Genomic DNA, 14527 nt, shown 5'->3' with positions numbered 1-14527 from the left:
TGTGTCGGTAAGTAACATAGGACTTGGGGTTGTAGAGGTTTATTTTTTTCCTCTAATTTTCACCTCAAGTCCTTATCTTTTTAATCTTAACTTTTTTATTATCAACCGTTTGTTGTCAATTTAATCCATAGCTCACGTTAAATAAAATATCAAATTTCAGTCCCCTTATAAATACGTCCGGATCGGGTATACGACAGATTTTCCATCCAAGCCTCCTTCTCCTTTGGATGCGACAAAAATGGAAATTTGTTGTGCAGATCTGTATAGTATTTCTCTTTGGTATTATTATTATTTTCAAGTATATTGGTCTTGCTTTTTATAAACCAAACTCTTCATCAAAAAATTTTTACCCATGAAATCAACTCTATCCCTGATCTTTTTTTTATTTTTTTCAATTCATGTATTTGCAGGCAATAGTGACAAGTGGTTTACCATTGGTGCCAGGGGCACTGTTACCGGACCCTTTCTGATCAACTCAAATGAATATAAAGACAAGGGCTTAAAGCACAATTTCGCTATAGGTGGAAGCGGTGGTGCAATGATCGGGTTTCACTTCAATGACTGGGGATCAATAAATGTAGAAGGATTGTATTCCATATATAGTCAGAAGCTTAAAAGTGCCGTTGACAGCTTACCCTGGACAAGTTCTACCACTCTTACCTATCTGGAGTTCCCTATACTGTTCAGAGCTGAGTGGAACTTCAAATATATTGAAGGAGGAATATTATTTGGACAGTTGATTGGCGCTAATGGATCATATGCAAATGAAAAATATCCCAAACTTGATTATGATGTAAAAGATATTAAAGACAATCTTAACCCGTCAAATACCGCTATTGTATTTGGCTGGGGTACAAACCTCATGGGGGATGGAGGATTGATGCTTTCTCTGGGGGTTCGTTTCACTTATGGATTAACTGATATAGTTAGCGACCTCGGAGGAAAAGGGAAAAGTTATTATCCCTTGGCTGACGGAGCAACAGCAACAGCTCAATCATATAAACCTACCAATACCGCTACTGTTGGTATTCACCTTAGCCTTGATTTTGACCTTGGGTATATTGTATCATCAAGCTGTGGAAGAAAGCATAAATTCTCGCTTTTCGGGCATTAATGATGCTATAAGGTGTTTTTAATTTAAGGGAGGCCTCATAATTTTATTCCTATCACCAGCAGATCATCCACCTGTTCAAATCCTTTCATCCAGCCATTGATGTTACCCTCCACAAGAGCAAGTTGCTTTTGAATCGGCATATCCTTTATGGAAAGGATGAATTTTTTGAAATTGGCCGTCATATATTTTTTTCCTTGCGGCCCACCGAACTGATCGGGGTATCCGTCACTGGTCATATATAATCTATCTCCTTCGGATAATTGCATTTCGTGTAATTTGTACTTAAAGTCGTGCACTGTATTGCTTGCTACGCTGGCCTTTGTAGGCTTTATCTCTTCCAGGTCATTACTTCCCTTTTTAACGATCCACAGGGAACGGTACGCCCCGGTATACCAAACCCTGCGTGTTTTTGTATTGATACGCAACAATGCAATTTCCATCCCGTCCTTTGTGGTATTTTCATCCTCACTTTGCTTCAGGGCAATTTTTATTTCATTGTTGGCATAATGTAAAATTTCTGAAGGCACCTGGGAAATATTTGCGGCCTCATTTAATTTATCCGAGCATATCATGCTCATGAACCCGCCCGGAACGCCATGTCCTGTACAATCGGCAGCGCCCAGCAAAAATTCATCGTCACTGATCTTGTGATACCAGTAAAAATCCCCGGACACAATTGCCTTTGGCTGAAAGAATACAAAAAGATCATTCCATGTTTTTTTAATTTCCCTGACCGATGGGAGTATCGCATCCTGTATTCGTTTGGCATAGTTTATACTATCGGTGATCTCCTGGTTCTTGTGTTCGATCTCTTCCTTCTGGTGCGCTATTGTTTTGGTTCGTTCGGTAATGACCTTTTCAAGTCTTATATTCTGCTCCTTTAGTCTTTTAATATTTAGCTTCACGATCAGCCAGATCAGGGAGGCTGTAAGAATTCCATAAAGCACATATGCCCACATTGTGCGATACCATGGAGGCAAAATGGTAAACGTAACAGTAACGGGATTCCCTTCTTGCCCCATCACATTACGCGCCTTAAGGTGAAATACATAACTGCCTTCCCGCAAATTGTTATATGTTATGCCAGAGGTCTTTGTCCAATTGCCATACTTTTCTTCTTTACCTTCCAGGTAGTAGGCAAATTTCAATTCATTCTTATCGTAATAGTCGGCCGCGGCCGGCACCACCATGATCTCATTTGAACGATAGGGTATTTCCAGATCAGGATATGTACCGCTGCCTGACAGATTATTCAAAACAGATATTGTGTCATCTTTAAACTCAAGTTTTGAAATAAATGTGTGAAAAGGATTTTGCTTCGGAGACGACCCGTTATCATAACAATAAAGCCCGACATTTGTAGAGATATAAACCCGACTTGAATCATTTAAAAAATTTCTTGCATTAACCCCTTTGATCCGGCGCAACATGCGATGTTTCTCCGTAACACCATTTGCATCAAACTTAACAGACCTCAACACATCGGTCTGTGTCTGGTTATCCGCAAGCATTTTGCCATGAAACCATATTTCATTGTCTATTTGTTTTGCATTTGTAATTGTTAAATTTTCCAATTGCAATGAAGCAAGGCTATTGATCTTCAAACACTGCGGCACTGTTGTGCTATTTATTATTTTATACAGACCTTTTTCTGTTCCGACCAAAAGCTCTCCTTCATAGCTAAATATGTAATTTTCGATCAAAGAAGGTAATCCCTCTTTTTCGGTCAGGTGCTGATAGCTATAACTTTTATTTACATTCAGAACAAATACTCCATTGCTTGAAGTGCCAAACCCAATAAGGCCCTCTTTGTTTTTAGCAGCCGACCTCACATCTCCCCATTCATCGAAGCTTTTTACTTTTGTAATCCCACCTTTAGAATATCTTACTATTGTCATTCCTTTGTCAGTCCCCAAATACAAAATAGTGGTATCGCTGGGGTCGGATAAAATACTGTAAACAGTAAGATCAAACAACCGTTCAACTTTACCTCTGGCCAGGCTGTATAAACCATTAGCTGTTCCCACAAGTAAACTTTTGTTTTTAACCAAAAGGGCAATTGACCGATCACCAATTTCGGTATCTGTAAATCTGTTTTGTTCTTTATTCAACACCTGCAACCCTTTGTCGGTTGCTATATACAAGTGCCCTTCAAATTTTGCAGATGATTCTATAACTCCTTTTATGCCGTTATTCTTCGTCCAATGTGTTATAGGAGTATTAAATTCAATGAACGACATTCCGAAGTTCAACGAAAGCCAAATGTTCTCATTCCAATCAACAAAAATATTTTTTACGCTATTGTCTAACAACCCGTCTTTATCAGAAATGCTTTTATATGTTTTGAAATTTTTATCCACCAGCAACACACCTCCCTTCAAACTGCCCAGTGCATATGTTTGTTCATTTATTTTTGCGCCGCAATACAAGTCATTTTTTGCCAGCCAATCATCAACTGCAGTTCTTATTTTTGAAAAAACAGATTTCCATGGAAACTCCAGATCATATACCAAAAGGTGCATCCCGTCATTCCGTGTTCCGACCCAAAAAGTTTGCCTTTTATATGGCATAATAAAATCAACGCGTTGATCGGCAAAATTTTCAGTGTTCTCCACCATTTTAAGCTTACCATCTACGAAAACCTTAAATCCCACTCCCTTTTCGCGTATAAACAAATGGTCTCCAACTGTGAAAAATGTATGAAACCCTTCCGAATCGGGAGAGAACGAACGGACCTTCCCATTTTTATACCAAAACAGTTTTGCGTTGGAGCCAAAGAATACTTCATCATTTATACACCGTGTGGCCCATACATAACCAAATTCCTGATCCATCAATGGTAGTTCTTTAGAAAGAGATTGGTATACGATCTGCCCGTTTGGCAAGGTTGTTAAATAACCAAATTCGTTTTCACCCCCTACAAATATTCTATTGTTCTTGTCTTTATCCAATGAGATACAACGGCTTTGATTTCTCAGCTTTACCGTTATCCACTCCTTTCCGCCATCATTTAACAATACTGCAAAATTGTTGGCAATGTATATTCTGCCATATTCATCCTGAACACTACACCAATTTTGATCGGTAGCGCCATAATCTGAAGGAGAAAAATTGCTGATATAGTAATTCCCGGTTTGACCATACGCCGAAAAAATAAATAAACTCAGAAAGAGTGAACAGCGAAACAGAAATCCGGAAACAATTGTCCGCTTGCTACCCAGGTTGCCAAATTCCGGCATCTTCGTATTCCCAAAGAATTTTTGAAGCCTGTGAAGTAAAGAGTGAATGCAGAAAATTGCTTTCATAATATATGCTGCAATAGTGGCTCTAAAGTACAAAAGGTTATTCAAATCTTCCTGGTAATTTCTCATAATTGACTGGCATTAACACATTTAAATATGAATATGGCTGACCTCTTTTCAATTACTTTATTTTGGCTTTGTTTACTATTTTTCCACATAATATTTATGCTATTATTTGATTTTTGAAGTATATTAGCTGCCTTTTATACTAAGAACTTGTTTTGAAACTATAATTTAGGAAAACAACGATTGTGCATGCCGTTATTAATGGCTGCTGAAAACGAAAAAATTAACAATTATAAAAATGAAAAAAATGAAAAAGTCGATTTTTACATTAGCGCTATCTGCCCTATTTTTCACTTATTCCTGGGCGAAAGTAAGAACAGTAAGCCAGGATGCCGCAACTCCGGCGCAATATACAACAGTCGCAGCGGCAATTACCGCTTCAGCTGCAGGTGACACAATATATATTCATGGTTCGGCCACACAATATCCGAATTTCACGGTAAATAAAATAAACCTCACATTTATCGGTGCGGGATATAAACCTACAAAGGAAAATCCTTTGTCAACCAAGCTTAACTATGTATATCTTGATACTACCGGAAACAACCAGACCGGCAGGGGCACAAAATTGATTGGATTTGAAATTTATGGAGTTTATGTTGGCCCAAACTGGGGAGGAGCCCCCGCTGGAAAAAATAATAATGTTGTTATTTCAAGATGTGATATTTCATACCTTGATGTTACCGGAAACAATTGGACTATCAACAATAACGTTATCACCGGCTGGCTTAATATTGAAGACCACAGCTCAACAGTTATCTCAAATAACATTTTCGATCAGTCATATATAACAAACAGCGATAAATCGAATGTGCTGATAGCAAACAATCTTTTCTACAGAGGGGGCAATGTTTTTTACAGCAATATTACCCAGGCAACAATTGCGAACAACATTTTAGTAGGAACGGCACTTACTGTTTCCGCCAATGTTACACTCAACAATATGAATAACAACCTTACCTATAGCATTTTTGGGATCACCGGGAGCGGTGAAGCTCTTCCTACAACCAATAATACCGGATCAGGAAATATTCAGGATCAGGATCCGATGTTCAACTTTGAAACCAGCGTAACACTTACTGCTACTACAAACTTAACCCTGGACTGGGATTTCAAACTTCAAAGCGGCTCTCCTGCATTAACAGCATCGGCCAGTGGAGGTGAGATCGGTTTATATGCAGGGGCTTTCCCATGGGTCGACAATACGGGGATGGGTGCCATGCCTTATATTAAACACATGAATATTTCAGGAGTGGTTCCGGCAGGTGGAAATATTAATATTGATGTGAAAGCTAAAAGGCATAATTAATAGAATAAATAAAGCAGCATGCTTTATTCTGATTTTTAAATTGTTGATTTACGGCAGATGCTTAGTTAAAAGCGTTCTCTTACATTAATATTGTATTTAAAACAAGACTGATGAAACGAATTATATACACCATTGCATTATTTAGTTTTTCGGTTTGCCTTTTTTCTCAGCAAATAACCAGCGGTGAATACTTTTTTGATACGGATCCCGGCCAGGGCAATGCTACAAGTATTAGCGTAACAACAGGCGACTCTGTTATGCTGAGTTCAGCAATTCCAATAAACAGTCTATCAGCGGGATTTCACAAACTGGGTATGCGCTTTCGTTATACTACCGGGGTATGGAGTCTGAATGAAGCACGGGCATTTTATGTAAGTTCTTCGCCAACTCCCAGCGCCACTATAGTCAACGCGGCCGAGTACTTTTTTGATACCGACCCCGGAAAGGGTAACGGCACAGTGCTTAGCATCACCCCTGGCGATTCCACAACTCTTTCATCAACTGTTCCTACAGGTTCCTTATCAGCTGGTTTTCATAAGCTTATAACCCGTTTTCGCGACGACAATAATGTGTGGAGTTTAAATGAGGCACGGGCATTTTATATTTCCGCTCTTCCCCAGGCTCCTGCAACACAAGTAACTAAAGCCGAATATTTTTTTGATACTGATCCCGGACAAGGTAATGCCACGGTCGCCACTATCACTGCCGGAGATTCGGCTTCTATAATTACAACTATCCCTGTCGCTTTAACACAGGGTTTTCATATCCTGTATTATCGTTTTCGTGATGATAATGGTAAATGGAGCATGAATGAAGCCCGGTCATTCTATATTGCTTCTCCGGTTACTCCGGCAAATGCACAGGTTGTTGCAGCCGAATATTTTTTCAATGATACGGATCCCGGTGTTGGGAAAGCTACCGCAATTCTTGGTTTTACACCCGGCGACAGCACAACTATAAAAAACATAATTGTTGCCTCCGGACTAACAGCCGGGCAGACACATAAACTTACCATACGTGTAAAAGACAGCAAAAATGTATGGGGACTGAATGAAACACGAAAATTTGATGTTTGTAATGCTCCTGCTGTTGCTGGCTTTACTGCCAGTGTAAGCGGCAATACTGTTACAGTTACCAACTCTTCTACAAATGCCTATGGCTACTTATGGAGATTTGGCGATGATAGCACCAGTACAAGTAAAGATACATCCCACACTTATGCATACGGCGGCATTTTTAATATATGCCTGATTGCCTATAACCCTTGCGGAAATGACACTGTATACAAGACAATTAATTTCAGCTGCACGCCTCCTTCGGCCTACTTTACCCCATCTATAAACCAATTAACGGTTGGTGTAAACAATTACTCGTCCGGAGCCACTACATATTCCTGGGATTTTGGAGATGGCTTTACTTCAACCGGCACCGCACCGCAACATACTTATTACGCTACCGGTATTTATACAGTATGTGTAACCGCAAATAATGGTTGCGGCAGCAGCAGCTATTGCAGTACCGTGAATGTTACCTGCGCTATCCCTTATGCACAGTTTTCTTCATCATTAAACGGATTAACCGCTTATTTTAACAATCAAAGTACAAATGCAGCGAATGTTAACTGGTATTTTGGCGATGGCGGGATTTCTAATCAACAGTCTCCTAATTACACCTATAACGCATCGGGAACGTATACTGTTAAACTGGTTGTAAGTAATGCCTGCGGGAAAGACTCTATCACTCATTCTTTAACTATAGCCTGCGCATTACCTGTGCCTTCCTACAGCTTTAATGCTGATGGGTTATCTGTTCAATTTGAGAATAATTCTACCAGCGCTATCTCCTATAAGTGGAATTTTGGCGATGGCAAAACCAGCTTACTTAAAAATCCTACTCATAAATTTCCTGTAACCGATGTTTATACTGTTTGCCTGGTAGCGACCAATGGTTGCGGGAAAGACAGCATTTGCGAAGAAGTGAGTGTATGTGTTGCTCCAACAGCCGACTTTATTTTTTATGACTCTTTATTGACTGCTAATTTTATTAATTCCAGCCTGAATGGCGACCGCTTTTACTGGACTTTCGGAAACGGATATGCATCAAACCAGATAAGTCCTTCCATTAAATACAATACTCCCGGAACTTATAATGTTTGCCTGAATGTTACCAACTCCTGCGGTGATGATAAAATATGCAAGAATGTGACGACTTCATGCTCTCCATTCGGACCGCCCCAAATATGTTTGGTGACTACGGACAGTCTCTCTCAATACAATGTCATTTATTGGGACAAAACTCCTTTTGCCGGAGGGATTGTAGATTCATTCATTGTTTACAGGGAAGTATCAACTAACACATATAAAACTATTGCAACCCTTGCTTATACGGATTCAAGTTTTTTTGTTGATACAGTCAGAACCAGGTATACGATCCCATTAGCTAACGGCGACCCCAACAAAGGCACATATCGTTACAAGATCCAATACAAAGACACTTGCGGCGGATATAGCCAGTTAAGTCATTACCATAATACTATTTACATTGTTTATAATGGGAATGGCCAGTTTTCGTGGAATCCGGGATATACGATTGAATCAACTGCCAATCCTGTAAGTAATTATTTATTATTGCGGGATGACAACGGCACAGGCAGCTGGAACTCGATTGCAAGCATCAGCGGTACACAAAATACATTGGTTGATCCGGCTCACGCAAGTTATCCGAACGGGAAATGGCGCGTGGCAACTCAATGGGGGATTGTATGCACTCCTACTTTTGTAACAAAAGGGAAAGAAAATAACATCGAGTTGTTTACTACCAAAACTGTTAATAACTCACGAAGCAATATTAAAGATAATCTTCCTGCCATTATTGGTATTAAGGAGCACGAAGCTAATGGTGCCGTTAAAGTATATCCAAACCCAGCTAACTCTGATTTGAATATTGAATGGTCGGAATTGTTAGCTGCTGATCAACCATATGTAGCCATTAGAAATTACCTTGGCATGGATATTATGAAATTTACGCCGGAAAAGAATCAACAGAAAATTACATTTAATATTTCCAGCCTTGCAGCAGGCTTGTACTTTGCTGAAGTACGAAGCAATAATTACCGCTCAGTTAAAAAGGTAGTTATTGATTAGAGGTTTTCCCGAGGGGCAAGAATACTCGTTACTAATCGTTATAGAAATGGAAACGAAGTGTTCTTTGCTATCACTTCAAAATAGTCACATTCCCCTTAAGTTTCACTTCAGTATTGGTTTTTGAGCAGGTGGCTTTCAGGTAGTAGACATAAGTACCGGCATCCATTGCGTTACCTTTTTTGGTTCCATCCCATCCATGCGCCTGATCAAAAGCCTCAAATAACAGATTTCCCCAACGGTCATATATAGCCCAATAAATATTTGCAAGGCTATTGCCCTGAATATATAATACGTCGTTCTTCCCATCATTGTTTGGCGAAAATATGTTTGCCACAAATACATCTGCATCATCGCCTACACAAGGCGGTGTAACAGTTATGCTGAACATAACCACTACAGTGCATCCTCCTGCATCAGTAGCTGAAAGCGTGTAAATAGTGGATGTCATAGGGGTCGCTACAGGGTTAGGACAATTTGTACACGAAAGACCCCCTGAAGGGGTCCAGGTATAAGTTACCCCTCCGCTTACAAGCATGTATATACTTGCTCCGGCCGTAATAGTTTGTTTTGCAGGAATATTGGTGAGAATGGTAAAAGTTGAATCACCAACCGTTGAAACAGAGCTCGTAGTGCAGCCTTTGCTGTCAGTTACTGTTACAGTATAAATTGCAGAAACCAGGCTATTTATTGTCTGACCCGGTCCGGCCGGGGAGGACCAGATATAGGTATATCCACCACTTCCACCTGTTGCAATAACCGAAACTGAACCGTTATTCTTCCCGCACTCGGCAGGAGTACTTGATGTAGTTATGTCAAGTATCGACGGTTCTGTAAGGATTTCGGAGGCAATAGTAATACAGTTTTTACTGTCTGTTACTGTTACAGTATAACTTGCCGCTTGCACCCCGCTGATCGTAGATTGCAAAGCTGAGGTAACAGAACTGCTGCCATTGCTCCAACTGTATGTATAAGGACCAGTTCCGCCACTTACAGTTACATTTACAGAGCCGGTATCTCCATTGCAGTTTATTGATGACACAACAGAAGTATTAGCCGTTGGGGCGCCAACATTAACTACACTTGCAACCGCCGATCGGGCACAATTGTTCGCATCGGTCACAACCACTGTATATGTAGCGGCAATCAGATTATTTGCAGTTTGCCCGGTGCTTCCATTACTCCACGAATAGATCAATGATCCTGTGCCACCGGTTGAAGTTGCCGTAATGGAACCATTACTTTGTCCACAGGCTGCATCACTGGTTATAAATGTAGTGGTTATTGCAGTAGGCTCGGTAATTGCAACGGTTGTTATGATCTGACAATTTTTAGCATCTTTCACTGTTACAGTATAAGTGGCGGATTGTAAATTACTGATACCAGATTGGGTACCTGTTGTAACAGATGTCGCTCCTGTACTCCATCTGTATGTATACGGAGCTGTGCCATTACTGATTATTACCACTGCCGAACCTGTTCCTCCTCCATTGCATAACAGATCAGTGGGGGTGACCGATGTTATGGTTGGACCTCCGCTATTACTAACATTTGCAACAGAAGAATTTGTACATCCATTTGCATCAGTAACAGTCAACGTATAGCTTCCTGTTGCGAGGTTATTTACCGCAGCAGTTGTTGAACTATTGCTCCAATTATAAGTTAAACTTCCCGTCCCGCCCAAAACAGTTGCAGTGGCCGACCCATCATTTACGCCGCAATTGGCATTGGTTGTTGTAAATGTCGGCGGGTTTAATACCGGAGGTTCCGTAATAGCAACTGCACTTATAGCAGTACAACCATTGGCATCAGCAACGATAACACTATATGTTCCTGCAGCAAGGCCTGTAATGGAAGTACCTCCTGATGACGTATTGCTCCATGAATAGGTCAGTGTTCCGGTGCCTCCGGACGCAGTTACTGTAACGGAGCCGCTGCTGTTTCCATTGCACAACAGGTTGGTGCCCGACAAGTTGGTGATTGAAGGAGAGGCATTGCTGATGATCGTTACTGTTGTTGTTAACGAGCAACTATTTGCATCGGTAACTGTAACGGTATATATTGCCGGAGCAAGTCCCGAAATGGTTTGTCCGGTCCCACCGGGAGCAGACCAGCTGTATGAGAACGTTCCGGTACCACCACCCGGATTAACGCTTGCACTGCCATTGGACAATCCGCATGAAGCTGGCACAGGAGTAACATTAGCTGTTATACTTGTTGGCTCAGTGATCTCCACTGTGCTTATTACCTGGCAGCTGCTGGCATCAGTAACTGTTACTGTAAAAATTCCTTTTATAAGATTATCAGCGGTTTGACCTGTTCCGCCACTGCTCCATGAGTACGTGAAACCTGGTGTTCCTCCGGTAATACTTGCAGTTGCACTTCCATTATTTCCTCCACTACAGCTTATATTAGACTGCACGGCTGTTGTAACATTCCCTGTGCCGGTATTGCTGATTATCGCCACAGCTGTTATTGTACAATTTCCGGCATCGGCAATTGTAACTGTATATGAACCGGCAATTAATCCCGAAGCAACCTGTCCCGTGAAACCGCCTGTCCAGTTGAATTGAAACGAACCGCTACCGCCACCGGCTGTAACACTGGCACTTCCATTGGCAGTACCACAGGTAGCAGGGGAAGAAGATGTATTCGCCGTTAAAGCAATGGGTTCAGTAATAGTAACACTGCTTGTTGAACTGCAGCCACTGGCATCCGTTGTTGTAACCGTATATGTTCCGGCAGTTAAGTTATTTGCAGTCTGAGTTGTCGAGGTATTACTCCATGAGTAAGAATAATTAGGCGTTCCTCCTGAAACGGTTGCTGTGATACTTCCATTACTACCTCCATTACAGCTTACGTTCGCTTGTGCAGTCGCACTTACTGTTCCACCGGTAATGTTATTTACTGTAACGGCATCCGTTTTAGTACAGCCATTAGCATCAGTAACAGTTAGAGTATATATTGCAGGTGCAAGTCCCGAAACAGTTTGTGCAGTTCCTCCATTGTTCCAGTTATATGTAAATGGGCCTGTACCGCCACTACTAACAGATACACTCACTTTTCCGTTCGATGACCCGCATGCAGCGGAAACAGGAACAAGGTTTGTAACCATCGCCGGAGGACTTGTAATGGCAACTGTACTTACTGCAAGGCAGCCATTTGCATCCGTTACTGTTACAACGTAGGTTCCGGCAGTTAATCCTGTTATTGTGGTTGTGCCAGAAACTCCATTGCTCCAGTTGTAAGTCAACAGTCCCGTTCCGCCGGATGCTGCTACTGATGAGGAACCATTACTTCCGCTGCTGCATTGCAAAGCGTTTCCTGTCAAACTATTTATTGCAGGAGAGGGGCTGTTGCTTACCGCAGCCACAGCTGACTTTGTACACCCTTTTGAATCAATAACCGTAACAGTATAAGAGCCCGCTCCCGCGCCACTGATAGTTTGTGCAGCACCACCATTACTCCAGGTATATGTAAACGGACCCGTTCCGCCGCTGACAGCTATACTTGCGCTGCCATTTGAAGTTCCGCAGCCGGCAGCTCCGGAATTGGGAGTAAGTGTTATAGCCGTTGGCTGATCCACCATAGCTGTCGCGGTTTTGATACAGCCCTTCGAATCGGTACTGGTTACGGTATATGTACCCGGAACAAGGTTTGAAGCGGTAGCTGAGGTGGATCCTGAACTCCATGAATATGAATAAGGAGCCGTTCCCCCTGTAGCAATCCCTGTGGCGGTTCCGTTTGTTCCTCCGGGGCAACCTACGTTTGTTATAGTTGTTGTTAAAGTGGTTGTTGGGTTAATGCTGACATTCACTACGCCGGTTTTCGTGGCTCCCGTATTGTCAGTTACAGTTACAGTGTATGCAGTGGCCGCTACAGGGCAAACGTTTATTGTAGGAGTTCCACCCCCGGAACTCCAGTTAAAAGTATACGGACTGACCCCAGAACTGGTCGTTGCAGTCAAATTTGTACATCCGCCGCTGCAAACCGAACTGCCGGCAACGCTTACCTGAGGGCCTACACAATTGCTGACATAGACCTTATAAGAAAATGTCTGGATACCAACACCGGGACAATTATCATCCTTTACATTCACAGTAAATATATAGGGTGCTGTTCTTACATCTGTAGCAGTAGGGGTCCAGCAAAAAGTCCCGGTAGGACGCGGGCCTCCGCTTGAGGTAAACGTGCCGGCCGGAATACCATTGTTCCAGGTTATTGTCAGGTTCTGACTTGCATCAGCATCTGTACTGAAAATATCGAAGCAAAGCGGACTGCCCTTACAAGCTGTTATTGAATAACTACTGGTATTGTTGACTCCTGAAAGAGTAGGAATATTATTTGTACATGCCTTAACATATATCTGCATATCACGGACAACATTACCGACAAGTACTTTGTTCCTGTATTCATCCACCCTGATTGCTATTACCCCAATTTGTTGGGTTGTAGGAGTAAAACAAATATCACCTGTAACTTTATCAATAGTTACGCCGGACGATGTTGCAATAGGATTGGTTCCTGAATAAGGAGGTGAATATGTTACAACATTAGAATAGGGAGTAGAGGAAGTCCCACCTCTTGCGGGGATCAATGAATAAACCAAAGAATCGCCATCCGGATCAATGGCTCCCGGGTTAAAACAAAATTTTTGCCCCACACAAGCTACCGGAAGCGGGATGTTTGAAAACGTAGGCGAGCTGTTACATCCAAGAGTATTATTAAGCAATGCATCAACATAGGCACAGGAAGAGCACGGAAGAATAATGGTGTTTATTGAACAACTGCGATTGCATTTACCGTAACCGAATGTAATATTATTACATGTACCGGCCAGCGTAATGGTGTCCACATATTCATAATATTGAAACCCGGGGGTAGTACCTCCGTTGCAAGTTGATTTACCGGTAGGACAAAGAAAAGTAACTTCCGGCCCTACATAATTGGTACTTGCATCGACATTTGTAGGTTTTGGAAACCTAATTGACCCTGAGCCACAAGAGGATGTCCAGGTAATGTCTTGCTCAGCGCCCACACCAAAATATTGGTTCAAAAATGAACTATATGAACTTATCATAGGAGCCCCTGAACAATCGCGGTAAAAGTGAAGTTTGATCTCATACTTGCCGCCACCCAGGCAGCGATATGACAGTTCCATGGCAGCTGTATGATCCGCTTTTACATTGAAACCCAGGAAAAGAAATAATATGCCGGCAAGTAGCTTTGTGTGTGTGTTCACAGGGTAAATCAATTTATATCAATCGGGGAATAGGACAAAATTCCTCGGAAATAAGTGGCAGTTTTGTTAATTTCCAACATATATCTGCTATATAAATGTAGAATATACTGTCTTCTAAGCAAAACCTCTTTGTGCTCAAAATTATGCCTCATTTAATACACTTTTTTCGCGTAGAAAAACAAATAAACCTCGTAATATCCGAGCCATTTCAATTATAATAGTTTGTTTCCCCACAAAAAGTATTAGACAATAGATATGTAAGTTTTTTGAAATTTCTTGATTCTTGAAAAAAAGTTGCATCAAAATTTTGCTTCAATCCAAAAATGCCGGGAAAGCTGAAATAATGCAGAGAAC

Annotated in this window: 5 protein-coding genes; 3 read left to right on the top strand and 2 right to left on the bottom strand. The window is 41.5% G+C overall.

Going from position 1 to position 14527, the window contains the following annotated elements:
* Window positions 1-352: 352 nt before the first annotated feature.
* On the top strand, window positions 353-1114 hold the full coding sequence (locus tag HYU69_08360) for a PorT family protein (GenBank protein MBI2270355.1): 762 nt from the start codon (window positions 353-355) through the stop codon (window positions 1112-1114).
* Between the two features lie 35 nt (window positions 1115-1149).
* On the opposite strand, the gene HYU69_08355 is transcribed toward HYU69_08360, so the two are convergent.
* On the bottom strand, window positions 1150-4419 hold the full coding sequence (locus HYU69_08355; GenBank protein MBI2270354.1) for a SpoIIE family protein phosphatase: 3270 nt from the start codon (window positions 4417-4419) through the stop codon (window positions 1150-1152).
* A gap of 310 nt (window positions 4420-4729) precedes the next feature.
* On the opposite strand from HYU69_08355, the gene HYU69_08350 reads away from it, so the two are divergent.
* The gene (locus HYU69_08350) at window positions 4730-5791 is read left to right on the top strand and encodes a hypothetical protein (protein MBI2270353.1); all 1062 of its coding nucleotides are present in this window, start codon (window positions 4730-4732) and stop codon (window positions 5789-5791) included.
* A 110-nt stretch (window positions 5792-5901) separates the two neighbouring features.
* Window positions 5902-8934, top strand: a complete 3033-nt coding sequence (locus tag HYU69_08345; GenBank protein ID MBI2270352.1) for a PKD domain-containing protein — start codon at window positions 5902-5904, stop codon at window positions 8932-8934.
* Between the two features lie 70 nt (window positions 8935-9004).
* On the opposite strand, the gene HYU69_08340 is transcribed toward HYU69_08345, so the two are convergent.
* A complete protein-coding gene (locus tag HYU69_08340) occupies window positions 9005-14173 on the bottom strand; it encodes a gliding motility-associated C-terminal domain-containing protein (protein MBI2270351.1) in 5169 nt (1722 codons plus the stop codon).
* Window positions 14174-14527 lie beyond the last annotated feature (354 nt).

Source organism: Bacteroidota bacterium, assembly GCA_016183775.1.
Lineage (GTDB): Bacteria > Bacteroidota > Bacteroidia > JABDFU01 > JABDFU01 > JABDFU01.
Note: the sequence above shows the minus strand (reverse complement) of the source record. Positions and strands in the feature narration are given on the sequence as shown.

Excerpts from the sequence above, each read along its gene's own strand:
- HYU69_08360 (MBI2270355.1), top strand. The coding sequence starts at position 353 with ATGAAATCAACTCTATCCCTGATCTTTTTTTTATTTTTTTCAATTCAT.
- HYU69_08355 (MBI2270354.1), bottom strand. The coding sequence starts at position 4,419 with ATGAAAGCAATTTTCTGCATTCACTCTTTACTTCACAGGCTTCAAAAA.
- HYU69_08350 (MBI2270353.1), top strand. The coding sequence starts at position 4,730 with ATGAAAAAGTCGATTTTTACATTAGCGCTATCTGCCCTATTTTTCACT.
- HYU69_08345 (MBI2270352.1), top strand. The coding sequence starts at position 5,902 with ATGAAACGAATTATATACACCATTGCATTATTTAGTTTTTCGGTTTGC.